General features: G+C 45.4%; 17 protein-coding genes. 9 read left to right on the top strand and 8 right to left on the bottom strand.

Annotation, left to right across the window (positions count from 1 at the left end; translation table 11 throughout):
- Positions 1–327 precede the first annotated feature (327 nt).
- From L3V36_RS04935 to puuE, 5 genes are all read right to left on the bottom strand, one after another.
- Positions 328–1,647, bottom strand: coding sequence for a urate hydroxylase PuuD (locus tag L3V36_RS04935; protein WP_208774352.1), 1,320 nt, complete (start codon positions 1,645–1,647; stop codon positions 328–330).
- 14 nt (positions 1,648–1,661) lie between these two features.
- Positions 1,662–2,222, bottom strand: coding sequence for an ureidoglycolate lyase (locus tag L3V36_RS04930; RefSeq protein WP_208774353.1), 561 nt, complete (start codon positions 2,220–2,222; stop codon positions 1,662–1,664).
- A gap of 14 nt (positions 2,223–2,236) precedes the next feature.
- On the bottom strand, positions 2,237–3,223 hold the full coding sequence (gene alc, locus L3V36_RS04925; RefSeq protein ID WP_017086623.1) for an allantoicase: 987 nt from the start codon (positions 3,221–3,223) through the stop codon (positions 2,237–2,239).
- 123 nt (positions 3,224–3,346) lie between these two features.
- Positions 3,347–3,862 (bottom strand): 2-oxo-4-hydroxy-4-carboxy-5-ureidoimidazoline decarboxylase, encoded by a 516-nt coding sequence (gene uraD / locus L3V36_RS04920; RefSeq protein WP_017067791.1) that lies wholly within the window; start codon positions 3,860–3,862, stop codon positions 3,347–3,349.
- 22 nt (positions 3,863–3,884) lie between these two features.
- Entirely contained in the window at positions 3,885–4,823 is a 939-nt protein-coding gene (gene puuE, locus L3V36_RS04915; protein ID WP_017076962.1) for an allantoinase PuuE, read from the bottom strand.
- Between the two features lie 411 nt (positions 4,824–5,234).
- Between puuE and uraH the strand changes: the two genes are divergently transcribed.
- The 6 genes from uraH to L3V36_RS04885 all read left to right on the top strand — a co-directional run bounded on the left by uraH (position 5,235) and on the right by L3V36_RS04885 (position 14,976).
- Positions 5,235–5,588, top strand: a complete 354-nt coding sequence (gene uraH / locus L3V36_RS04910) for a hydroxyisourate hydrolase (protein ID WP_017067789.1) — start codon at positions 5,235–5,237, stop codon at positions 5,586–5,588.
- Positions 5,589–5,835: 247 nt separating this feature from the next.
- A complete protein-coding gene (locus L3V36_RS04905) occupies positions 5,836–7,179 on the top strand; it encodes an NCS2 family permease (RefSeq protein ID WP_017061593.1) in 1,344 nt (447 codons plus the stop codon).
- 217 nt (positions 7,180–7,396) lie between these two features.
- Positions 7,397–8,848, top strand: a complete 1,452-nt coding sequence (locus tag L3V36_RS04900) for a nucleobase:cation symporter-2 family protein (protein ID WP_102448141.1) — start codon at positions 7,397–7,399, stop codon at positions 8,846–8,848.
- 156 nt (positions 8,849–9,004) lie between these two features.
- Positions 9,005–10,369: an 8-oxoguanine deaminase gene (locus L3V36_RS04895; protein WP_102448140.1), complete on the top strand. Its 1,365-nt coding sequence runs from the start codon at positions 9,005–9,007 to the stop codon at positions 10,367–10,369.
- A 771-nt stretch (positions 10,370–11,140) separates the two neighbouring features.
- Positions 11,141–12,379 (top strand): alpha-xenorhabdolysin family binary toxin subunit A, encoded by a 1,239-nt coding sequence (locus tag L3V36_RS04890; protein ID WP_017086619.1) that lies wholly within the window; start codon positions 11,141–11,143, stop codon positions 12,377–12,379.
- Positions 12,380–12,579: 200 nt separating this feature from the next.
- The gene (locus L3V36_RS04885) at positions 12,580–14,976 is read left to right on the top strand and encodes a hypothetical protein (protein WP_208774355.1); all 2,397 of its coding nucleotides are present in this window, start codon (positions 12,580–12,582) and stop codon (positions 14,974–14,976) included.
- 209 nt (positions 14,977–15,185) lie between these two features.
- On the opposite strand, the gene L3V36_RS04880 is transcribed toward L3V36_RS04885, so the two are convergent.
- Positions 15,186–16,622, bottom strand: coding sequence for an amidohydrolase (locus tag L3V36_RS04880; RefSeq protein WP_208774357.1), 1,437 nt, complete (start codon positions 16,620–16,622; stop codon positions 15,186–15,188).
- Positions 16,623–17,171: 549 nt separating this feature from the next.
- Here L3V36_RS04880 and L3V36_RS04875 point away from each other — a divergent pair.
- Positions 17,172–19,046: a methyl-accepting chemotaxis protein gene (locus L3V36_RS04875; RefSeq protein WP_208774359.1), complete on the top strand. Its 1,875-nt coding sequence runs from the start codon at positions 17,172–17,174 to the stop codon at positions 19,044–19,046.
- 69 nt (positions 19,047–19,115) lie between these two features.
- Here the strand turns inward: L3V36_RS04875 and L3V36_RS04870 are convergent, their stop codons facing one another.
- On the bottom strand, positions 19,116–22,136 hold the full coding sequence (locus L3V36_RS04870) for an efflux RND transporter permease subunit (protein WP_208774361.1): 3,021 nt from the start codon (positions 22,134–22,136) through the stop codon (positions 19,116–19,118).
- Between the two features lie 2 nt (positions 22,137–22,138).
- Positions 22,139–22,963 carry an efflux RND transporter periplasmic adaptor subunit gene (locus L3V36_RS04865; protein ID WP_208774363.1) on the bottom strand — a complete coding sequence of 275 codons (825 nt, stop codon included), beginning with the start codon at positions 22,961–22,963 and terminating at the stop codon, positions 22,139–22,141.
- Between the two features lie 232 nt (positions 22,964–23,195).
- On the opposite strand from L3V36_RS04865, the gene L3V36_RS04860 reads away from it, so the two are divergent.
- Together L3V36_RS04860 and L3V36_RS04855 are read left to right on the top strand one after the other, a co-directional pair.
- Positions 23,196–23,894, top strand: a complete 699-nt coding sequence (locus L3V36_RS04860) for a response regulator transcription factor (protein WP_208774365.1) — start codon at positions 23,196–23,198, stop codon at positions 23,892–23,894.
- Positions 23,895–23,950: 56 nt separating this feature from the next.
- Positions 23,951–25,201 (top strand): HAMP domain-containing sensor histidine kinase, encoded by a 1,251-nt coding sequence (locus L3V36_RS04855; protein ID WP_208774602.1) that lies wholly within the window; start codon positions 23,951–23,953, stop codon positions 25,199–25,201.
- Positions 25,202–25,238 lie beyond the last annotated feature (37 nt).

The raw sequence follows: 25,238 nt of genomic DNA, 5'->3' as shown, positions 1-25,238 counted from the left end.
GACAGCCTGTTCAGCACCTTTCAATCAATCACGTTAGTAACTATTGAAAGCATAGAAATCATACACTAGAAATATTGTAAGACCATGATTATTAGATACTTTTAACAAACGCCATATCTTTTAACCAAAATAAAGCTGACTTGTTACATACTAATTAAAACATGATAACCAAAAACTTAGTTCTGCTCTTCCTTTGCTCCAAAAACAAAAAGCCCCGGTTATAGGAACCGGGGAAACAGGGTGGGATGAGTTTGGTGCGTGCCCGTAAACCAAACTCTCCCCAAGCCTCACCTAAGACTCATGCTCTTAGGTAAAGGATTCACATCATTATTGAAGCGTAGCGCCTTGCTCTACCCAAGTGCCGATGAGTGCGCGCTCTGCGTCGGTCATTTGAGTCATGTTGCCGAGCGGCATCACCTTGGTTGTTACGGTTTGAGCAACAATCCTTGGTACGTTGGCTTTAATCTCTTCTGGGGTATCAAACATCACACCGGCTGGCGCCGCAGCAAAAGCGGCATGGCTCGGGGTTGATGAGTGACACACAGAACAGCGCTCTTGAATGACTTTGTTGATAGTTTCAAAGCTGACGCCCGCGCTAGCCGTTTGCATTGCGTGATCTGCTGGTGCAGCTTGAGAACTAGCCGTAGTTGAAGCAGTACCGTTTTCAGCAAGCTCGTTTGTCGCCGATTCAGTCGCGCTTACTTGCACTTCTTGAACCACTGGCGCTTGCACAACCGGAGTCATCTGCTTTTTCGCGTAAGGTGAGGTCACAAACGCAAGCGTGATCATACCCAATGCCGCTACAGGTACTGTCCAGGCAAACTTCTGGCTACCATGACGGGTGTTGAAGTAGTGGCGCACCAAGATACTGAAGATCGCTAGCCCAGCAAGAATCAGCCAGTTGTATTCCGAGCCATAAGTACTTGGGAAGTGGTTACTGATCATGATGAACAGTACTGGCAGTGTCATGTAGTTGTTGTGACGAGAACGCAGTAAGCCTTTCGCTGGCAGTGCCGGATCCGGTTCGCGCTTCTCTTCTATCGCTTTCACCAAGTTACGTTGCGCAGGCATGATAACGCGGAATACGTTACCCACCATGATGGTACCAATGATCGCACCAACGTGAATATAAGCACCACGACCACTGAACACTTGAGTTAGGGCGTACGTCGCAGCGACGAGCAGCACAAACAGCACAACGCCAAGCAACACGGGGGTTTTACCTAATGGTGAGTCACACAGTAAGTCGTAGATAAACCAGCCGGCAACGAATGAACCAATACCAATCGCGATTGCCGTTGTTGAATCAAGGCCAGAGCCCGGTGCAATCAGGTAAATCTCCGCGTTAAGGTAGTAAACCACACCCAGTAGACACACACCGGTGATCCACGTGAAGTAAGCTTCCCATTTAAACCAGTGCAGGTGCTCTGGCATCTCTGGTGGCGCAAGTTTGTACTTCTCTAGGTGATAAATACCACCTCCGTGAATTGCCCATAAGTCGCCTGAAAGGCCCGTTTTTGGGTTTACTCGGTTAAGGTTGTTCTCTAACCAAACAAAATAAAATGATGCGCCTATCCACGCAACACCAACAATCATGTGAGCCCAGCGTATTGCTAGATTCAACCATTCTGTAATATGCGGATCCATAATAAACTCCTGTATCACAACGCTTTAGCTAAGCGTTGCTCTTCCTTATTGTCGTCCGTTGGCAGATCGTCCAAATGCAATGCCACTCGATCGCTGTCGAAATAAACTTCATCACAGTTGTGCCCTTCGCCGCCTCTATCGACGATCAAAAACTGGTCTTGATCGGTGAGGGCGAGAACTGGGTGATGCCACACCCCTTTGTGATAATTCACTCCTTGACGGCCGTTGCTCAAGAAAGCTCGGCTATTGGCTAATGTTGGATCGTCGCCTTTTGGCGCAACAACAATTAAATAGGGTTGACCAAGTAATGGAATGAATGCCTGAGAACCAAGTGGATGACGCTCTAACATTTTGATGGTCAGTGGGTAGCTCAACGGTGTGGCTTGGAAGATGCTGAGGATCGCTTCTCCGTCTTGGTCTTGCACATCCGTTGTCGCTAGCTTGTGGTAACGACGTGTTGATCCACTGTTGATCATGAAGAAATCACTATTATCGGACTCGATAACATCGCCAAACTCTGCAAAAGCCTGCTTGGTTAACGGTTCGATGGATAAACGACGTATTCCATTACTCATACTCATTTCCTTACCTATTTCGCTTTCGTACCAAACAGACGCAAACGGCTAATACCGCCATCTGGGAATATGTTTGCACGTACATGTGTAATCGCACCAAGGTCGTTAACCTCAGAAATGAATTCGTGAATTTCGTGCGCTTGCAGCTTTTGTGCAGGCAACAGTTCACGCCAGAATAGGCTTTGTGTTTCGACTTGGTCGTCGGTACCGCCTTTCACGTAAGCAGCTTGAATCGAGCAGCTGTCTGGGTAGTTACCTTTGAAGTGGGCTGTATCAACGACGATGCGTTCGATGTTGCCTGGGTGGCCTAGTGCCACGATAACCCAGTCGTTACCTGGTGTACGACGACGCGCTGTTTCCCAACCGTCACCCATGTTTTCACCGCGGCCTGGGCCTAAGATGTTGGCTTTGTTTCCGTAGTGTTCGTCACTACATGCGAGTGCTCGGCCACCGTGTTCAACCGATGCTAGGTCAACTTGTTGCTGAGAATCTATTGCTTCCCAATCGACACTTGGTCGACCATAAACACGTAAGCGTGCGACACCGCCATCTGGGTAGATGTTCAAACGTAGGTGCGTAAATACTTGGTCACTTTCGATTGCTTCAAGATGATGATGATCACCCTGCAATGCCATTGAAGGCAGAATTTCTTGCCACTCTGTTGCGTCTGTTGGCTCACCTTGTGGTGAATAACACGCGTCAATTGATGCCGAAGGTGGGAAGTTACCTGTGAAGAATGAGGTATCAATATCAACGCCAGCAATAGTGCCAGCTAGGCCAAGGCGAACGACACAGTAGTCGTAACCTTCACCACGTTTACGTCTGCTTTCCCAACCGTCCATCCACTTGCCGTTATCGTCGTATAAGTCGTCTTTCCACTCTGGCGCTGCGTGGCTGAGTAGACGGCTTTTATCCGCGAAAAAATCGTCTGTTGCGAAGATAGCTTCTGCGCCGAGTTTTTCGTCTGCAAGGTTTATGTATTGTTCAAATGTTTGGGTCATGTCCGTGTAATCCTATCCAATTAATCAAGTAATAATAAAATGAGAACTTAGTGGCTTATTCGCTTATAAAGCATGCTCTTAGCGCACTAAGACTGGGCTGAGATAGCTGTTAACTCCGTTAACTTACATATCCCAGAGACGAAACATCGCGATCTTGTTGATCTCTTGAATCGCCGTAGCAAACTCAGTTTCACTATCATTTCCTAATCGCATCTCGAACGACTCAAGAATTTGGTAACGATTGGCTCCCTTCACCGCCATGATAAAAGGGAAATTGAAGCGACTTTTGTAGCTGTTGTTGTAAGAAGTGAATTTTTCAAATTCTTCGGCGTTGCACTGGTCGATGCCCGCCCCCGCTTGTTCTTTGGTCGACGACTCGGTGAGTTCGCCGTTTACTGCTGCTCGACCGGCTAAATCCGGGTGAGCGTTGATCAAAGCCAACTGTTTGCCTTGGTCTGCACTTAACAAGGTCGATGCCATTTTCAGATGAAGATTCTCGATATGGTCATCTTCGGCATTCAAACCTTGGTCATACACCACTTCTGCAACCCATGGGCTGTGCTCGTAAACATCAGCGAAGTGAGCGACAAAGGTATCGCGGTCCATGGTTGTTGGTTGGCATGATCGAAATTCAGTCACGTTAAGCCTCCTTGCTTCACTGCTACTTTTGCTGTTGATGATTAGCGTTATTTGGTTGATATGGATGATGTTGGTGCCAGTGGTTGGCGATATCGATTCGACGACATAACCACACGCTGTCGTGCTGTTTTACGTAGTCTAAGAAACGTCTTAATGCAGCAATACGACCGGGGCGACCAATCAGACGACAATGCAACCCAACCGACATCATTTTCGGTGCGGTTTCGCCTTCCATATAAAGGGTATCAAACGTGTCTTTCAGATATTGGAAGAACTGCTCACCAGAGTTAAAGCCTTGCGCCGTTGAAAAACGCATGTCGTTCACATCAAGTGTGTAAGGGATCACCAATTGCGGATGACCAGTCTCGGTGTGCCAATAAGGCAGGTCATCATCATAGGCATCTGAGTCGTAAAGAAAGCCGCCTTCTTCTGCGACTAAGCGACGCGTATTTGGACCTGTTCGACCTGTGTACCAACCTTGTGGGCGTTGACCCGTCACTTGTTGGATGATCTCGATCGCTTTGGTCATGTGGTCGCGCTCTTCAGACTCATCAATGTATTGATAGTCGATCCAGCGATAACCGTGGCTACAGATTTCATGCCCCGCTTCGACCATGGCTTTGGCAACCTCTGGGTGACGCTCAATCGCCATTGCAACCGCAAAGACGGTCAGTGGGATTTCATATTCATCGAACAAGCGAAGAACACGCCATACACCCGCACGGCTACCATATTCATAGATGGACTCCATGCTCATGTGACGTTCGCCTTTGATCGGCTGTGCTGACGGGATCTCTGAAAGAAAGGCTTCAGACTCGTCATCTCCATGTAACAAACAACGCTCACCGCCCTCTTCATAGTTCAATACAAAAGAAACCGCGACGCGCGCATTACCTGGCCATTGAGGGTTTGGAGGGTTAGCTCCGTAACCGATCAAATTTCTTGAATAATCCTTATTCATCCAAGTACTCCTAACATAAGTGGTTGGCTTAGCCGCTCTTTAAGTAAGTCACCAAATGATTCAACCAAATGGATTCTCGATAAACAGAGCAACCTTACCCCTGTACATTTATTGTATACAATTATTTATCTCAATGTAAAGATTTTGTTATTCAAGTTAAATTTACGTGCCATTATCAATTAAAAACAATAACTTAATAAAGCCAAAGCTCACCAAAAAACGATAATCAAGATCTATAAAATCAGAAAAAACGACACAATGGTTAACATTTTTCCAACAATTTGCTTTACTAATTGTGTACAGTTCGTACATAGTTAGTGATAACAAAGTGACCAGTTGCATTCTTTGCAAGGTCGAAACAGACAGATAAACCACGGAACAGAGGAGCGCCAAAAGCGCTATTAAAGGACTATGGGAAGATTAACAACACACGTATTAGACACAACTCACGGCTTACCGGGTGCAGAGATCAAGGTAGAGCTTTATAAGGTCAATGAAGACTCAACAGAAAAGCTGGCGACGGTAATCACTAACTCCGATGGCCGAACCGATGCGCCGATTCTGGCAGGGAATGATTTCCGACCGGGGAAATATCAATTGGTGTTTTACGTAGCCGATTACTACAGAAGTAAAGGCGTGGAATTGGATGGCGTGCCTTTCCTAGACGATGTTGTTATTCGCTTTGGTCTAGATGATCCAGACGCGCATTATCACGTTCCTCTTCTCGTCTCGCCTTACAGTTTCTCAACCTATCGGGGCAGTTAGTCCCGTGTCCTAGAACTTCGAACTAGGCCCAACCATCGAATAATAAACAGATTCGTGCGTGCATCTAAAATGATGCGCGCTCATTAAACACGCTCATATAAAAATACTAATAACGTTATTAGTTAGAGAGTTGATGACTAATCAACTGATAGCTAAAGAAATAGCGGCTAGGAAAAAACCTTAAAACTTAATATTGAAATCTCGCTGTATTCAATAAATGGATCACAACATAAAAGGACTTGCTGACATGAGTGAGAGTAAAACAGAAATACTCAACCAAGATGCGAATAACGGAATTTTAGAGAAACTCTTTAAAATTAAGGCACACGGAAGCAGTGTGAAAAATGAGTTGGTCGGCGGTGTCACCACCTTCGCAACCATGGCTTACATCATCTTCGTTAACCCACAAATTATGGCCGCATCGGGTATGGATGCGGGAGCGGTATTCGTCGCAACCTGTATTGGTGCAGCTATCGGTTGTTTGTTAATGGGGTTATTTGCGAACTGGCCTGTCGGCCTTGCGCCGGGCATGGGCTTGAATGCCTTCTTCTCGTTCACGGTAGTAAGCGAAATGGGCTACAGCTGGGAAGTGGCACTGGGTGCGGTGTTTATCTCCGGCATCTTGTTTGTCGGGATGAGTTTCTACAAAGTCCGCCAATGGATCATTGAAAGTATCCCTGTGAGTTTACGTTACTCCATGACTGCGGGTGTTGGTTTGTTCTTAGGTCTAATTGGCCTTAAAACAGCAGGCATCGTCGTCGAAAACCCAGCAACACTGGTATCACTAGGTGACTTCACTAAACCTGAAGCGCTACTGGCAGCTATCGCTTTCCTTATCATCGCTGTTCTTAGTGAGCGTAAAGTATTTGGTGCGGTGTTAATCGGTATTTTGAGTGTAACGCTCGTCGGTATGATGCTTGGCTTAGTGCATTACAACGGCTTCTTCGCGGCTCCACCAAGCTTAGCGCCTACGTTCCTAAAAATGGACATTATGGGCGCTCTCGATGTTTCAATGATCAGCGTTATCTTGGCTTTCCTTTTTGTAAACATGTTCGATACCGCGGGTACTTTGATGGGCGTGGCTGAGCGTGCAAACCTAACTAACCCTGAAACAGGAAAAATTGAAGGCCTAAGCAAAGCGCTTAAAGCCGACAGTATTTCAAGTGTGGCAGGTGCGTGTGTGGGTTGTCCGCCAGTAACCAGTTATGTAGAAAGTGCAGCAGGCGTTGCAGCAGGCGCACGAACAGGCCTATCAGCGATTGTGGTTGGCGTGTTGTTCTTAGCAGCGATTTTCCTATCGCCACTTGCAGGCATGATCCCCGCTTACGCTACCTCTGGCGCGTTAATTTACGTAGCGTTCGTGATGATGAGCAGCATGCAGCACGTGGATTGGAAAGACTTCACCAACGGTGCTCCCGCAGCCATTACAGCGTTAATGATGCCTCTGACCTTCTCTATCGCGAATGGTATCGCACTGGGTTTCATTACCTACACAGTGCTGAAACTGGCGACAGGTAAAACAAAAGACGTCTCGATTTCGATGTACTTCCTAGCGGCTATTTTTGTCGCGAAGCTCGTGTTCATCGGTTAATCACCCAACGTAACTATCGCTTGGCTTGTTCGCAGGCCGAGCTATCAAGACACATGCTAGAACAACATTTTTAAGAAAAAGCTAATTGTGCTAATCAGCGGAACACACAAATATCCGCTCGGTTAGTGCACCTTTTTTATGACCCTACGTAGTTTGTAGAAGTCATTATTTGACCGCCAATCGCCTGTAAACGGAAACACAGGCAGAGGAATATCAAATGAAACTTCTGTACACCCTAAATGAAAGACCGCCTCACGGCTTAACCTTCCTACTCGCATTACAGCACATGCTCGCCTCGATTGGTGGCATCGTCGCTGTTCCCCTTATTGTCGGCGCGTCAATTGGCCTACCTAACACCGAGATCGTTTCGCTGATCAATGCTGCGCTGCTGGCGTCAGGTATTGTAACCGTCGCTCAATGTCTCGGTTTTGGCCCTGTTGGCATTCGACTGCCCGTGGTGATGGGTTCGAGCTTTGCCTTTTTGGGCGTCGCCATTTCAATCGGTAACGAAGGTGGCGTCGCCGCGATCATGGGCTCAGCGCTTATCGGCTCGTTCGTGGTGATTGGTGCCAGCTTCTATATGGACAAGGTTCGGAAACTGTTCCCAACCGTGGTAAGTGGTGTAGTGGTTACCTTAATCGGCTTAACCATTTTACCGGTTGCCATGAACTGGGTCGGAGACTCTCCTGCCAACACAGAACAATTCGCCACGCTGCCAAAGCTGTTTCTAGCACTGATCTCTTTGGGGATTGTGGTTGGCGTATCGGTTTACTGTAAAGGCGCGGTTGCCGCTTCGGCCATCGTGATTGGTTTAGCGGGCGGTTACATTGTGGCGCTATCACTCGGCATGGTCGACCTTGAGCAAATCAGCTCTGCCGCTTGGGTTGGCGGACCTGAGCCCTTCAAATATGGCTTTACCTTTTCTGCGAGTGCCATCATCAGCATGAGCTTGGTGTACATCGTGGTTATCGCCGAAGCAACAGGTGACTTCATGGCTCTGGGTAATAACTGCCAAACCCAAGTCAGCGGTAAAGATCTAAAACGTGGACTGCTAGGCGATGGCCTTGGCAGTACCTTATCTTCAATTTTAACGGCAATGCCATTGGCGTCATTCAGTCAGAACGTTGGTATTGTAGGCATCACAGGGGTAGCAAGTCGCTATGTAGTGGCTGCAACCGGTGGTTTACTAATTTTAGGTGGTTTATTCCCGAAATTAGCCGCTATTGCCGTCACGATTCCGAAACCTGTTCTAGGTGGTGTGGGTTTTGTGATGTTCGGAATGATTGCCTACGCGGGTATCCGCATGTTGATCAAGGCCGCAGACACCAAGCGAAATGCCTTGGTAATCTGTGTTGGTTTAGCGTCTGGCTTAGCCGTCACTTTCGAACCAAGGTTGCTGCAACACTTGCCGCATGACCTTGCGAACTTTCTTCACTCTGGCATTACAACAGGCACCATCATGACGGTTCTTCTAAACCTTGTGTTGCCGAAATCTTCACGAGCAGAAGAGCAAGAAGCGCTGGCCGAAAGCCAAGCGCAAGTTGAGCTAGAAATGAAAGAACAAGCTGAAGAAGAGTTACAGTCAAACGACCAATTAGAGATTCAGCAAGCAAGCACAGAAGCAGATGTTCAAGCGGCATCAGAAAACCCTGAGCCAAAAACGAACTAACTGGTTCACTGACTAACGTAAGCCGATTTTCACAGAATCAGGGCTGATTAGAGCATTGAACGTTTTAACGCCCTGATTCGAATTTATCTTTCAACAGCAAATACCAATAAAGACCCTCTTCCCTGAAAAGGCTGAGATGGCTAAGGACTACTATGAATGGAAACCATCTGGATTAAGAATCCTCTCGCAATCTACACTGGCTCACTGGCTGATGCAGAAGGCGGTATTGTCATTAAAGGTAATACAATCATTGAGCTGGTTGGCAAACACAAAGAACCGACCTTACCCGTAGATTACAGCGTCGACGCCTCTCGTCATGTTGTGACTCCTGGGCTTATCAATGCGCACCACCACTTCTATCAAACCCTAACGCGTGCCTACCCCGGCGCACTGAATAAAGAACTCTTCCATTGGCTACAAAGCCTCTACCCTGTTTGGGCTAACCTCGATGCTGAGATGATGAGCCTTGCCACTGAACTGGCGCTGGTTGAGCTAATGATGTCGGGCTGTACCACAGCGTCAGACCATCATTACTTGCTACCTAACGGGCTAGAGAACGCCATCGATTTACAAGTCGAGGCGGCAGAGAAGCTTGGCGTGAGAGCGATATTTACGCGCGGCTCCATGAGCCTAGGGGAAGATGAAGGTGGGCTACCTCCACGACACACCATTCAAACCGAACAAACCATTATAGATGACAGCCAACGCTTGATTCGCGATTACCACCAGCGTGATGAAGGCGCGATGATTCAAATCGCACTCGCGCCTTGTTCGCCGTTCTCAGTCACCACCGACCTGATGAAAGAGACCGCCAAGATCAGTGAGCGTGAGAACGTGATGATGCACACTCACCTATGCGAAACGCTCGATGAAGAGGACTTCTGTATCGAGAAGTTCGGTCTACGCCCTGTCGATTACCTAGAAGATGTCGGCTGGCTCAACGAACGCACTTGGCTCGCTCATGGTATTCACTTCAACCCAGAAGAGATCAAGCGCTTGGGTAAAGCAGGCATTGGCATCAGTCATTGCCCGACGTCCAACATGATGTTGGCTTCCGGTATTTGTAAGAACAACGACCTTGAAGCCGCTGGCGTAAAAGTCGGTCTTGGCGTGGATGGTTCGGCCTCTAATGACGGCTCAAATATGATTGCCGAAGTACGCATGGCGATGTATCTACAGCGCCTGCAGTATGGCTCTGCCAACGTTTCACACTTCGACGCACTGCGCTGGGCGACATCAGGCTCGGCACGCGCAATGGGCAGAACGGATATTGGTACGCTAGAGGTTGGTAAACAAGCCGACATCGCGATGTTCAAACTCGATGATATTCGTTTCTCTGGTAGCCACGATCCACTGGCTGCATTACTACTTTGTGGTGCTCAACAAGCGGATAAAGTGATGGTAGCCGGAAAATGGCGAGTTAACGATGGTGCCGTGATTGGCGTAGACATGGAGCGACTGATGCACCGCCACCACGCTGCCGCAATGAAGCTTGGTAAGTTGGCGATGAATAACAACTAACTAAGACACTTGCCCATCAAACACTGCAAGCCAAAGCGCGTGGCTTTGATGGGCAAACACCCAGAACATCCGCAAAGATTCTAAAAACCCATAAACATTCGAAAACACCCGCAAAAATCTGCAGGCATGATTGCCTCTCAGGCTATGTATTAGTCAGTTTACTTAAATAGTTCCATCCCTATCAGAACGAAATATAAACCTTCACTAATTGAAGATAAGCTAATTAAATGCAATCTAATTTAATATTAACTAATAAAACATTCACTAATTAAACTTTCGATTAATATAAAGCAACCCGTACATTATCTGGCACAGATCAAATTTAAAACGCTCGTTCTATTTATATATTCATCAAATTAATCAACAGATTTAGTAATAATGGAAATTATGAGGATAATTATACTTTTATCACTTATCGCATTTATGAATAGAATAAAAACCTCTCGAGACCTTTCCATACCTAGCCTGACAAAAGACACAAGAGTAGTGACTTAAATATCATTAAATTCAATAGATCAACAATCAATCAATATGAATCCAAATATGTGATCTAAATAGAACTTTTCATTATAAATCTACTATAGATTGACCAAATCTTATAAAAACAAAAAACACATTAAAGGGGTCTATTTTAAAAACAAAAAAATAATTATAAGAATAACAATATAAAACTATTCAATAACCCTTCATAAATATTTAAAAATGCCATCGAATGGTAGGGGGATTATTGTCTTTGTAAAAAGCTAATAACAAATCTAACAGGGCTAAACGATGAAAAAAATCACTAAAACACTAGTACTATCTTCGATTTCAATTGGGCTACTTTCTTCTTTTGCTTTCACTTCTCAAGCAGCGCCAGTTCAAGTTAACCAAGCGTCAGCTGAACAAAACATACCTCAAGTCACCTACGATACGATAATCGGTGAGAATGGCGTCTTTATTGATTTAGATACCGACAACTTTATTCTCAAACAGCAAGAGTGGTATCAGATCCAAGCCTATGTCGAAGGTGCTTTAGCACTGCCTGTGACAGAAGCCAGTATGAAGTCGACTTTAAGTATTCCTAACGACATTCCTTTCTCTAATTTTCAAGCACTGGTCGAGCAATACTCAAACATTCACGATACTGCCTTTTATTGGAAAAAAGACCTTTACCCAAGCATCGTTGGCCTTTCATTAAGCTTGGCCAATTACGCACAAATTAAAGACTACATGCTCACCCCTTTGAGCGATGCTTTGAATGAAATGTTGGCCAAAGCATTCTCGCCACTGCCGGAAGATATAGAAGCAGTAGAACGCAACAGAAAAATGGCGATTGCTTACCTAAAAAGCCTGCAGAACTTTTCCATGAAATACCAACAAGAAGTGTCTGACGTTGGCGGAAGTCTATTGGAATTTTCAGCCACACTGGACACGCAAAAATTGCAGCTAGATGTGTTGGAAGGTACCCATAACGGTTATCTAAGCGATGATGGCAGTGCGCTTCAGCAACGAGTGAATGACATCAATGCACGTATCACTCAACTCAACAAAGATTACACTCACTACGTTACGGTCGCCTCTACCGCAGTGACTTATGCTTGGTTCCCTCTGGTTGCAGGGCCAATTATGGGCGTCTACGGCGATAAAGCAGAAAAAGCACGCAAACTTCGCAACGAATTACAAAACGAAGTAAAAGAGCTTCAAGAGCAGTTAACTTACACGCAAAAGATATATAACTCTTATCATCGCTCTTCGGAGAGCATCGAGATGATTTCTCAGCAAATTGAAAATGCGATTCCACATATTAATAAGCTGAAACTGAATTGGCAGAAAATGAATGCCGACTTCACCTCACTGCTCGTTGCACTAGAACAAGCTCAAGATAATGCCGATATCATGAGAGACGATACCATGCTTGGTGCGATAGGCGCTCTTGCGAATACAACAGTTGCAGAAAGTAACTGGAGTAATATTAGTGAGAAAGCAAAAGCGTTCGCAAACAATGCATATATCCAAAAAATGGATTAGTCCCTATACCTATCGAAAAGTAGCGCGACAGATAAAATCGACGCTATATACAGAAACGCTATACACAGCAACGAAACTGCTAAAAATATAACAAGATAGCCAAATTACCTTCCGAATAAGAAGCCGCACCTTAAGCAAATTAAGGTGGCGGCTTCTGCTACCCAAAATTTGGTGACTACTAATTTCGACAGGACATAAATATGAGACTTCTACCTATTATTATTTCTCTTTCATTTTCTCCACAGGCTTTTTCTAGCGACTGGCTTGAACTGAACAATTTACCCAATTCAACCGAATACCCAACCTGGGTTCAATCTGCCTATTCCGATGTTGGCGTCCTATCGCGTTCAACATCCGATTTACACATCAACCTAAGTGACTGGATTGCAGAGCAAAACCTCTATGTCACTAAGCCTTCAAAAGTTGTCATTTTTGCAGATACGATTGAGGTTCCAAAGAACTTCAACTTGCTCGTAAATAATCAAAATATCCTGATTTTTGCACGCAAAATCGTTGGTCAAGGCACGCCGACATTTGTGCTCGGACAACAAGGCTCTGCTGCCTCAATTTCTGTGATTGCGGGCGAGATAGAGACACCGATTAATGTGCTCGCTTTCCAAAGCGATGGCAGCATTACACGAGACGCTCTAACAGGGAAAATCGGTGATGGCGAATCCGTTGTCTTAGCAGGAGAGCACTACCGAAGAACCACCATTGACTCGAACATCACTGGGCAAATGAAATTGGCTTCTGAGCCTTTTACAGACATTGTTAATCGTTCTTTTGATATGGCCGCCAGCTTATACGATACCAACCCAGAACTTAGCCTCGACCTCATCAACTGGGTTGAACAGAGCTTACGCTACTCAGGTTCAGTGGTAGAAGACGATCCAATCCTTTCAGACCTTTACTTGCAAACCGTCGCGTTCAAACAATTCATTAGCTTCAGTACCAAAGAGAGCCACTATGTGCCTTATCTCGATAAGGTGTTGTACCAAGATAAATACGAAGCGTATCTGAAAGCGATGGTCGCGTATCAAGCTCAGTGGGACATTATTCAAGACAGAAGCACCGTCATTGAAGACAAAATAGAAGCCGCTCAGTTAGCGCTCGCTAACATTGAAGACGTTCTTCGCGCTCAAAGCTCGATTATCACACAAACCCAATCCAACATAGACAAGATAGGCGATAGCCTGACCGAAGTAGATAGCCAATACAAAGCTCAGGAGTTAGTGACTCTCGATGCAAGAACGACTTATCTAGTTGGCGTAGAGAATTGGAAAACCCAGCAGCAACTCAACGCAGCTTTGGCGATTTTCAAAGCAATAGCCGAGATTGGCAGTGCAGTGAGTGGCGTGTTCACAGGCAACCTTTCAGGGGTCAATGACCTAACCGAGCAATTGGCTAAAACCCCAGAAGCATTAGAAAAAGCGAAAAACCTCGTCACCAATATCAAGTCTGTCACGGGCATTATTGATAGCGTCACTAAAACGATTTCTGGCATCTCTCAGCTCACCGCGGATATTAAATCAACTATCAAGTTCCAGAAGATATCGGAAGCGATGGATGGCTTTAACTTCAACATCCCAACCATCAATGAAAGCAACCTAGCGTGGGATCTGATGATCACCGAGATCCGCAGCAACTTAAGATATGCCGATAGCTTAGGAATTAAAGGGACGAGACAGTACTTACTTGAGCTTGAGAAACAGGTGCTTCTGGGTAAGGCAATTAACATCACCCAGCTTAACTTTGCTCAGGAACAAGCAAAGCTGGTCGACTTACTGTTAACCAATAACGTAACCATCAATCAACAGCAAAGACTGAATGATGCAATTGGGGGTTACCAGGTAGACACCGACAGCTTCGATTCGATTGAACGTGAACTGTCGAGAGTATTGATGCACTTCAAACGTCCGATGTACGTTGCTTTATCTAACTATGTTCAGGCATACGAATATTGGGCATTGAAGCCAAGCGAGATCACGCCTTCTCTCAACAAAAGCTACTTGGACTACCAATTTGATTTGGCGTCCATCGAAAGTGAGTATGTGAATGCTCTGTCTTCTTTCCAACCCGCGCCACAAGATTTCACCATCGATAACTACACCATTTCCAGCCCAGAACAACTCGAAAGCTTTGCAACAACCGGACAGCTCAACTTCTCTATTCCATTAGAGCAAGTCCAACTCTGTTCGTTTGACCGCGTTAGGCTATCCACGGTACGAGTGTTCTTAGAGGGTGAAAACTTACCTTATGGCAAGCAACTCAACCTGCGTGTCTCCAGTTCAGGCAACTATGCCGATCGATACGAAAATCAAGATTACCAGTTCAGCTCTAACCCCGTGTCACGCGCGTTCTACTATCGCATTGATGATCCAACCACCAACGACATCAGCATCATTACAGATGGCGCCGTAGCGAATAAGTTCGAATACGCGTACTTCCAGCCCACCCCATTCACTTCATGGAATGTCACGCTTAACAACTTTGATAAAACCGAGCAAGCGAACAACCAGTATCTAAAAGATATCGAACAGATTCGCGTCGAATTCTTAGGTAGCGGTATCCCTAATGGCAATAGTTGCTCTAATTAGTTAAGTGCTGCTCTAATTAGCTAAGTGCTGCTCTAATTAATCAAGAGCTTCTCTAACTAACCAAGTGCAACCTCAATTAACCAACTGTTGCTGTCATCCAAAGAACGGAGGTTCAAGGAGTAAGGTTCTGGAGAGAGTTCGTAACAAAAAAGGCCGACATGATGTCGGCCTTGTTACTTCTATTCGATTTTTAGAATCCGATTCACGGCCTAATCCATCAAGCTCTTAGACTTAATCGCCTTCTTAGAAAGCTCTTTGGCAAACGCTTTGATATCTGTTTCAAACTCATCGACGCTTTGGCGGATTTCATCCAATTGAACCGTCTGCATCACTCGGTTTTCCATCACGATTTGGCCATTAACGATGGTCGTGTCGATATTGCTTGGGTTCGCTTGGTAAACCAAAGTCGCGTATGGGTCGTAATTAGGCATCATGTTCGCCGATTGTGTCTCTACAATCACGATATCCGCCTTCTTACCCACTTCAAGAGAACCGATTTGATCTTCCATGTGCAGGGCTTTTGCGCCGCCTAATGTTGCCATCTCAATGACTTGTTCAGGGATCATAATGGTGCGGTCTGAATGCTTCAAACGTTGCATGTTTGCTGCGTAACTCAGGGTACGCATGATATCGACTTGATTGGAGCTCATTGGGCCGTCTGTTCCTAAGCCAATGCGCATGTCGGCACGATACATCTCCCAAGCAGGCGCAATGCCTGTCGCCCCTTTGGCGTTCGCCATTGGGTTGTATGAGATACCCGCGTCAGCTTGCTTGAGAAGCTTTTGGTCATTTTCTGAAAGGTGGATGCCGTGAGCAATCACTACACGCTCATCAAGCACACCGATTTCATCCATGTATTCAACTGGCGATGTCGCTTTGGTTTCGTCTTTGATGCGCTTTTCTTCATTCGGGAATTCAGCAACGTGAATCAGCACCGGCACATCGTATTGAGCAGACAGCTTGTTGATTTCTTGCAGCTTATCTTTACTCACGGTGTACACCGCGTGTGGTGCATAAGCAGGTGTGATTAACTCGTCGTTTTTGTACTGCTCAATAAAGCCTTTGGCATACTCAATCCCACCGTAAGGTTCTTTAGCATCGACCATTGGAAACTTAATCACGGTTTCACCGAGCACGGCGCGCAAGCCAACTTCTTTGGTCGCCTTGGCCATTTCATCCATGTGGTAATACATATCGGCATAAGTGGTTACACCGCTTTGTGCTAGTTCGATAGAGCCAAGCTTGGTTGCGTTGTAAATCAGTTCACGGCTTAGCTTTTCGGCTTCTAGAGGGAAGAAGTAAGCGAACAAGCGGTTCGAGATGCCCTCTTCTCCTAAGCCACGAAACGCGATCATCGGTAAATGGTTGTGCGCGTTCACCATGCCCGGCATAACGATTCCATCTTGAGCATCAATCACCTTTTTGGCGTGATATTGAGTAATCAAATCCTCGTTACCAACTGCGATAATCTGGTCGTCTTTCACCACTACCACGCCATCATCAATCACATCCATTTCAGAGTTGATAGTCAGGACTTGTCCGTTGGTGATGATCAGATCAGCGTTGTATGTTTGCGTCGCGACCGTTGAACCGCAACCTGCAAGCAGAACTGCGCTGATGGTGCATGCCAAGCTTTTAAGCGTCATTGCTAAACCTTAATGTTGTGCGTGTAATATTGTTAGCGGCTTCATCTATAAGTTTCCAGCTTTTCGCTTTTCGCTTTTCGCTTTTCAGAAGAGTAAGTGCCGCCAATTTTCGCGATACTATAACCTGTCATTTAAATAAAATGGCATACCTAATCGAACCGAATTCAAGATAAATGAGTTATTGCACAACGGGTCACAGAAATACAAAACAAACACTACACAGCCAGGTTCCAGGCCATTTAATTTTGGTGAAATTCGACACAAGTATTCATTCTAATCTCCGACCATAAATGTATGGCTCGATTTCTTTTAGATTGCGTGAATAGGTTACTTAATCTTTCCAAACATTAGGATGATAGACCTTTGAAATTCTTATAAATTACATGCTGAAATCCATCACCCGCAAAGTATAAACTTGTATTAAAATCAATTTGCTCATCCCACAAGCAAGATCACTGTCAATGAATATAAGGTTATATTGCTTATTACAGAAATACACTCATCTGACCTGTACCATTGAAAACAACCTTTCTATGCAGCACTTTTTCAATGAAATTCCAATCCAAAATCATACTCACTACCAGTCTTCTGTTCTTGTCGGTTATTACTTGTATCGGCTTAATTCAACAACAAGCAACTAGCAATACTTTTAAAGAAAATATACACCGTAGTGTTCAAGAACTAATCAAAAGCGTCGGCTATACAGTTTCATACCAACTCAACGCTAGCCGTGAGTTAGTGGGTTCAGTAGTCCATTCATTGAATATGATTGATGCTACTAATCATGACCTTGCGTACAAAGCAATATCGACCTCGACTTTGAAGAGTAGCTTTCAAGCGATTGGTATCGGCTACGAGAATAATGGTCTTCTCATATCGAATGATGGTTGGATTCCTGACGAAAGCTATGATGTCCGCTCTCGCCCTTGGTACATCGCAGCGAGCCAATCAAATGACATAGTCGTTACTAAACCTTATGTAGACTCATCTACCGGCGATATGATCATTTCTGTTTCTTCATCAATCAATGATCCCAATGATCAATTTTTGGGAAATGTAGTATTTGATGTGTCATTGAACCCCCTGGCACAACTAGTAAATCAAACCAACCTATTCGACTCAGGTTACCTTTTCATGGTAACAGGTGACGGCACAACGATTGCTCACCCTAACAGTGATTACAACGGTCAGCCTTTAACCGAGTTTGCTCCAGGTGTAGAACTCGAAACGGGTGTAAAAGAAGTTATGCTCAATGACGCACTGCATCTGATCAGTTTACAAAAAGTGAAAGGAGAAGATTGGTATATTGGTGCGCTTGTAAATGAAGAACGTGTTTTCTCTAGCCTAAATGACCTAACCTCACACCTAATATTAATGGCTTCAATTTCGGTCATCGTTATTTCTATTCTCTTGTATTGGGTGATTGGTTACCTGTTCCGACCGATCAAAGAATTAAATTCAGCAATCAAGAACATCGCTTCTGGCGAAGCGGATCTAACTCATCGCTTAAAAACAGACAACGACCGCGAGTTTGCTGAATTGGCAGAGAACTTTAACCAATTTGTTGAAAACCTGCAGGTTCAAATGTTGGATTCAAAGAGAGTGGCGTCAACCTTGAAAAGCCAAGCAGATACAACTCAAAAGACAACACAAGATACAGGATTCAATGTAAATCATCAGATGTCAGAGTTAAGAAGTTTAGTGACCGCCATGGAGCAAATGTCGGCTTCTGCTCGCGATACAGCCAAAAGTGCCCAAGATGCGGCAGAGAGTGCCAATTTTGCTGAAAAAAATGTCGTAGAGAGTGTCGATGTTGTTCAGCAAACCGAACAAACGATCAAAAGCTTATCGCTCAGTATTAAACATGCCTCCACTCAATCCGACAACCTAACCGAAGCAACAAACAGCATTACGAGTATTTTGGATGTTATTAGTGAGATTGCTAATCAAACCAATTTACTGGCTTTGAACGCAACGATTGAATCAGCACGTGCGGGGCAAGCTGGTCGAGGTTTTGCGGTAGTCGCTGACCATGTACGCTTACTCTCCTTGAAAACACAAGAATCAACAACAGAGATACATTCCAAAATAAACCAGCTAAAGAATGGGACTAGCTCAATGGCACAAGCTATAACCGTCAGTGAAGCAAATGCAAGAGACGCTATTTCTTGTGCTAAAAAAGCCACTGAAGCACTCAGTTCTGTACAAGCAAACATCACCCATATTTCTGGTTTTAACGATCAAATAGCAGCCGCAGCAGAAGAACAAAGCTCTGTATCTATTGAGATAAATCGTAATACACAACAAATCAGTCAATTGAGCCAACAAATCGCAGAACAAGCTGTAGAAATGAGCAGTGGTATGGATGCGCAATTGAGCGAGATCGATAAACAACAACAAATCCTAGAACGCTTCAAATTATAAAAGCTAGACCTTCTCTCTAAGTAAAAACGCCGATATACATCGGCGTTTTTACTTGTAGTTATCTTCACTTTATTCTGGTTTCAGCCACGACTTTCTTGAAAAGAACAACGCATACATTGCAGGAATCACCAAGAGCACAACTGGCAAAGAGAACAACAAACCATAGCCCAGTGTTAGCGACATTGGCCCCATAAACACGTCAGTTCCACCTAATCCATAAGCCAGAGGAAGCAAGCCAGCAACCGTGGTCAGTGACGTCATCACAATCGGGCGAAGGCGACTGACCGCAGCTTGCATCACTGCGTCTATCGCATCTAAACCTTCGATTCTTAGCTCGTTGATTCGGTTAATCAACACTAATGAGTTGTTGACCACCACGCCTGTCATGCCTAGAACACCAATCAAACCAAACAAAGACATCGGCTGCATGTGAACCACGAGTGCCATTAATGAGGCCATAATCGCAAACGGGATAACCGCCATTATCAGCAGCGGTTGCAACAATGAGTTGAACATCACCGCCAATACAAAGTAGATCGCCACCATTGCCGCGGGGAACACCACCATAAAGCCACTCATGGTCTCATTGGTACTTTCCGCTTCGCCACCAACGCTAATGGTCACGCTCGATGGATATTGACCTGTAAGCTCTGTGATTAGCTCATCGGCTAATGCGACTGAACTAATACTCTCGTCAGATAAAGCCGCTGATACCGTCACTTCACGCTCTCCGTTATAGTGCTTAATCAGACGAGGGATTTCTATCGGTTCAACCGTTGCTAGTCGGCTGAGCGGTAGTTGTTGCCCTTCTGCCGTGTAGATTTTAGTCGTTTTCAATTTCTCGATATCGCGAAATTGCTCGTCCAGAACAACACGGATATCGACTTCTTGATCGCCAAGCCAAGTGGAGGTCACGCTATTACCGTCAAAGCCGACTCGCAGCGCATTCGATAAGTCACTCACCGTTAAGTTGTATTTCGCCAACCAGTGATACTGAGGAACAATATTCAGCTGAGGATCTTTCAGTGCCTCACTGTGATTAATGCTGGTCACGCCTTTGTAATCTTCTAGCCAAGTCATCACCAAATCCACGGTTTGATTACGTTCACTCTCGGTTCCGCCAAGTACTCGAACCTCGACAGGGGCGCCGGGAGGAGGACCACCAGCATCAATAGAGAACTTGATAAACATGCCATCAGACACCACTTTCAACTCTTCATTAAGCGCCGTAATAATCTGCTCTGCAGAACGGCTGCGCTGGTCAAAGTTCGTTAGGTTGATGATGCCCTGCGATACCGGTGATGAGTAAACCAATTCATAGCTAACCAGTTCCGTTTCCGGCAGGGATTCAATCGCTTTCTCTATCGACTGATGGGCTTCTCGCACCTTGCTTAGCGGCGTGCCTGCCTTCACTTCGGTGTAGACCTCAATGTATTTACCCGCTTCTGTTGGGAAGATATCCACTTTCAACGAAGACACCAAAAAGCCAGAAACGGAGAAGCCAACCAACGCCAATACAATCACTGACTTCTTATAACTCAGAGCGAGACTGAGCAGCGAACGGTAGTGGTTCGCTATCCATTCAAATCGATCCTTTTCTTGTGTCTTTGAGTTGCTCTCTTTCGCCAACGATAAATGCGCTGGCAGCGTTAAGGTACATTCAATGAATGAGAACACGAGCGCAGCAATAACGGTAATTGGAATCACCGCAACCGCCTTGCCCATGGTGCCCGGAATAAACATCATTGGGATAAATACCAAAGCCGTTGTCACAAGGCTTGCCATCAACGGCTTGATCACCTTTAACGTACCCGACACCGCAGCATCAACACCTTTTTTACCCGCTTCCTTCTCTTGGAAAATACTCTCAGCAATGATCACTGAATCATCAACGATAATACCGATCACCAACAACAATGCAGCCAATGTGATGCTGTCTAAATTAAGCCCAATAATCGGCAAAACGATCATCACACCGAACACACAAAACGGGATAGAAACCGATACCCAAAAGGCGACGCGTCGTTGCAGGATCATGCTCAAGATCAGCAGAACCAACACCAGACCTATCGCACCATTGGTGGCCACGATAGAGAATTTCTCACCCATGTCTTTGCCAAGGTCGAGGCTGGTCTGGAAAATGAATTGATCGCCAATGCGTTCGCTTTCTTTGCCCAACAAAGCCTTAATGCTGTCGATGGTGGTAATGACATCCGCACTGCCACTGTTTGTGATTGAGAAAATCACCGCGGGTTTCCCACTCAGAACGGGATCTTCGGTTGCTCGCGCAAAGGTATCAATCACCGTTGCTACATCAGACACACGCGCGACCTGACCTGAATCTAACGCCTTAATTACGATGTCAGAAACATCACCGGTCGACGCCACTTTGGTCATGGTGACGATCTTCTGCTCTTGGCTCCATGACTCTACAAAGCCACCCGATTGAGACAGGTTATGCTGCTCTATCGCGGTGCTCACATCATCAAAAGCAACTTGGTAACGGCGTGCTTTCTCAGGGTCAACTTCGACCCAAAACTCTCGTTCGTTAAATCCAGAAAGCTTGATAGAACCTACGCCACCAAGGTTGTTGATTCTCTTTTCTAGCTGATACGCGTAGTGCTGTAATGACTCAAGATCGGTGTTGCTGTCTGATAAACTCACACCAAAATGGTACACATCCAAAGAGGAGGTTTTCTGTTGAGTCACAACCGGTGGCGAATCAATATCTTTTGGTAAGTTTCCGACTCGATCGATGGCTTGTTGAATATCTCGCAAGATCACCGCCGCGTCTTCACCGGGCAAATATTCGACCTCAATAAAAGAACGCCCTTCTGAGGATTCAGACGAAAAGTAGGCAATGCCATCCACAGAGCGAAGTTCTTTCTCTATCGGATTCGTGATATTCAGTTCAATATCTTGAGCCGTCGCGCCGGGATAGATGGTTTCGATCTCCGCCGTGTCCATCGCGACATCGGGGTACTCTTGTAACTTGAGTTGCATTAACGACATAGCCCCCGTCAGCAACACCATCACCGTAATGATGCGAGCCAAAAACTGACGATTCGCGAAGTATGATAAAAAGTTCATCTCTACTGCCCTTTACCTTGGTTCGAGTTCGATGCAGTTTGAGCAGCTGTTATATTTGTCACCGAAAGATCTGTCGAGGCGTAAACCGACATCCCCGGCTTAAATTGATGCCCTTGGTTGGTGATCTCGACCAATACTGGGTAAGTTAAATTTTGCATCTCGACACCAATACGCTGCACATTCGCTTCCATTTTTATCTCTGGGTTAGTTTCAGACCACACCACGACTTCCTGACCAACGATGAAATGCTTTAAGTCATACTCACTCGCCATAAATGACAGAGTGACTTTATCGATATTGACCACTTCATAAAGCAAATCTCCTTCACTTACCCAAGCTCCAGATTGCGCGGGTTTGTTAGAGATGTAGCCCGAGATAAGAGATTCAATTTGAGTGTTTTCGAGATCCACTAGAGATTGTTGGTAATCGATTTGAGCGACGGAAACTGAAGCTTTAGCACTGAGAAACTCGGCACGTGCTGTATCTAACTCCCCCATTGAAAGGCTGTTCTTTTTGATGAGAGCTTGATAGCGGTTATATGTAGCCTTTCGCAATGCTAGATCAGCCTGCGCAAGGGTAAGATTGGCCTTGGCCTTATCCACGCTAAACTTGAAATCATCGGCTTTAATCTGAGCCAGTATTTGTTCTTGGTTTACGGCGTCACCCACTTCAAGGTTATTCATCTCCACCACACCGGGCACCTCAGCCACAACACTGTGCCTGTTTAACCCTTGAACGTGACCGATCAGCTCTGTTGCTTGAGCTAGTGGTACTTGAGTCGTTGAGACACCGAGAAGTGCTGCCAGCGCGATAATTTTAGTTTTCATAATTCAACCTTCACCTATTGATGTGAACTATTGTTGAACTGGCTTTGTCGAATTAAAGTCGAAGTCGATTCGACATTGAAAAAGAATCTGATGAAGCTCCATTTTTTAATCAACGCTATCAATTAGACATAAATTCGACATAATTTTAGGTAGGCTACATTTTTTCTGGGAGTCGCTGTTTTGATGGGAACAGACGTTTTAATGAGAGCAGATATTTTAGTGGAGCAAGTCGATGCTTGAACGCAGCCGTATTCTAGTCATTGAAGACAATATCGAACTACAAGGCATTATTGCCGACTTCTTAGAGGTTAAAGAGGCAATCGCAGATTTTGCTTCTGATGGCGAACAAGGTCTTAATCTAGCCATGCACAATGACTTCGACGCGATTGTTCTCGATGTCATGTTGCCCAAGCTTAATGGCATGCAAGTCGCGGCTAAATTGCGCCAAAATGGCATAACGACACCGATTTTGATGCTAACCGCGTTAAATGGCCAAGAAGACCTATTAAGCAGCTTCGATTCCGGCGCCGATGACTTTGTCACTAAACCGTTTAAATTTCCAGAGCTGGAAGCTCGTCTTTGCGCGCTGATCAAACGCAATAAAGGCTTGGTTGCTCAAAAGATCTTAAGCTATGGCGAGGTAACGATTGATGAGAAAACCCACACCGCCTCAAGAGACAAACAAACCCTAACCCTGACACCAATCTTGTTCCAAATTCTAAGAGAGTTAGTGAAAGCTCAAGGCGGCGTCGTATCTCGTGAAAGCTTGATATACATGCTTTGGGGCGATGAGATTCCAGACAAAGATGTACTCCGTAGCCATATCTATTTGTTAAGAAACGTCCTCGATAAGCCATTCAAGTTTCCTATGTTGAAGACGATTCCTAAACACGGTTTTCAATTGATTTTATCTGCAAGCGAGCCGCAATAAACATGAAAATTCGAACCAAGCTAGGCAACTCCATCGAGGATGTCAGGATCCGCACCATGCGCACCTTTGCTGTCATCGCACTGGTTTCTTCATGCGTGGTATTTTTTGTGTTCTCGCTTCGTTTAGTTTGGCAGGAAGAAGCTCAAATCGAGAGCCACCTGAAATCATTTAAAGGTGTGGCAGAACAATTCTACAAACGCCTTTCACCCGAAGGTAGCCTAAAGCTCTCAGACAACGTGACGGCTTATTATGGTGAAGGCGACTTTACCGACCAACTAAAAAAACTACCGCCCATGGCACTGGATACAGTGGATCGCCAACGTTTTGAAATAAGACTCTCTGAAAATGACTTTCTTATTCCCGGCGTGGTCGTCTATCACTTTTCCTTCGAAGACCAAGGCAAAAACATTCCGACTTACATCGCCATCAGCTCCTTTGACATGGACTTGTGGGACGACAGTTGGGGCGTATTGATGGCAACCTCAACCTTGCTGATGCTTGGGTTGATCATTGTGTTACGCATTACCCTCAAGCGGGTGTTTGACCAACTGATGGCACCAATTGAAAACCTCAGCACCCAACTCAGCAAACATGAGTCCGATAATTTCCACGTCCCGACCAACACCATTGACGAGCTGCAGATGCTCACTTCGCACCTCAATAGCTACTCAAAGATGAAAGACCGTCTCGCAAAACAAGAGATGATGTTCGCAAAGTACGCGAGCCATGAATTGAAAACACCGATCGCGATTGTGACTGGCGCTGCCGAATTGCAAGCAATGAAGCCTAGCGACCTAGCATTTCAAACCAAACAACGTAATCGTATTCTCGGCGCAGCCAATGGCATGAGCGCCACCGTTGAAATACTGCTGAACATTGTTAAACAAGAGAACTCTTCCACCGAAAAGACACTAACGGCTATCGATGAAGCCGCTATCGATTTATCGAAGTACCGCACGATGTTAGCTCCAGGTGTTGAGCTGCTGTTAAACATTGAGCCAGATACTACGCTTAACATGCCTTTGCCAATCGTCAATATGGTGCTTAAGAACTACATTGAAAACGCGATTCGATTCACCACGCAAGGTAAAATCACTGTAATCATCCACTCTAATACCATTTCAGTTTCTGATACTGGTGCAGGGCTGAGTGATGATACAAAAACAGAACACGGCCTTGGTTTAATCATCGTCAATCGTATCGGAGACAGTTATGGCTGGACATCAACACTGATAGATAACGCGCATTCAGACTCAATACCAGACACTTGTGGTTGTACCGCCATTTTTTCTCGAAGCGACACATAAAGGTCACCCTTCCATAAAGCAACACAGACAAAAAAGG

It is taken from the genome of Vibrio sp. G-C-1 (genome assembly GCF_021728015.1).
In the GTDB taxonomy this organism is placed as follows: Bacteria; Pseudomonadota; Gammaproteobacteria; order Enterobacterales; family Vibrionaceae; genus Vibrio; species Vibrio splendidus.
The sequence above is the reverse complement of the archived record's forward strand: the minus strand, read 5'-3'. Positions and strand labels throughout refer to the sequence as shown.

Coding starts and splice junctions, on each gene's coding strand:
- L3V36_RS04935 (WP_208774352.1), bottom strand. CDS start 1,647: ATGGATCCGCATATTACAGAATGGTTGAATCTAGCAATACGCTGGGCT.
- L3V36_RS04930 (WP_208774353.1), bottom strand. CDS start 2,222: ATGAGTAATGGAATACGTCGTTTATCCATCGAACCGTTAACCAAGCAG.
- alc (WP_017086623.1), bottom strand. CDS start 3,223: ATGACCCAAACATTTGAACAATACATAAACCTTGCAGACGAAAAACTC.
- puuE (WP_017076962.1), bottom strand. CDS start 4,823: ATGAATAAGGATTATTCAAGAAATTTGATCGGTTACGGAGCTAACCCT.
- uraH (WP_017067789.1), top strand. CDS start 5,235: ATGGGAAGATTAACAACACACGTATTAGACACAACTCACGGCTTACCG.
- L3V36_RS04905 (WP_017061593.1), top strand. CDS start 5,836: ATGAGTGAGAGTAAAACAGAAATACTCAACCAAGATGCGAATAACGGA.
- L3V36_RS04900 (WP_102448141.1), top strand. CDS start 7,397: ATGAAACTTCTGTACACCCTAAATGAAAGACCGCCTCACGGCTTAACC.
- L3V36_RS04895 (WP_102448140.1), top strand. CDS start 9,005: ATGGAAACCATCTGGATTAAGAATCCTCTCGCAATCTACACTGGCTCA.
- L3V36_RS04890 (WP_017086619.1), top strand. CDS start 11,141: ATGAAAAAAATCACTAAAACACTAGTACTATCTTCGATTTCAATTGGG.
- L3V36_RS04885 (WP_208774355.1), top strand. CDS start 12,580: ATGAGACTTCTACCTATTATTATTTCTCTTTCATTTTCTCCACAGGCT.
- L3V36_RS04880 (WP_208774357.1), bottom strand. CDS start 16,622: ATGACGCTTAAAAGCTTGGCATGCACCATCAGCGCAGTTCTGCTTGCA.
- L3V36_RS04875 (WP_208774359.1), top strand. CDS start 17,172: ATGAAATTCCAATCCAAAATCATACTCACTACCAGTCTTCTGTTCTTG.
- L3V36_RS04870 (WP_208774361.1), bottom strand. CDS start 22,136: ATGAACTTTTTATCATACTTCGCGAATCGTCAGTTTTTGGCTCGCATC.
- L3V36_RS04865 (WP_208774363.1), bottom strand. CDS start 22,963: ATGAAAACTAAAATTATCGCGCTGGCAGCACTTCTCGGTGTCTCAACG.
- L3V36_RS04860 (WP_208774365.1), top strand. CDS start 23,196: ATGCTTGAACGCAGCCGTATTCTAGTCATTGAAGACAATATCGAACTA.
- L3V36_RS04855 (WP_208774602.1), top strand. CDS start 23,951: ATGCGCACCTTTGCTGTCATCGCACTGGTTTCTTCATGCGTGGTATTT.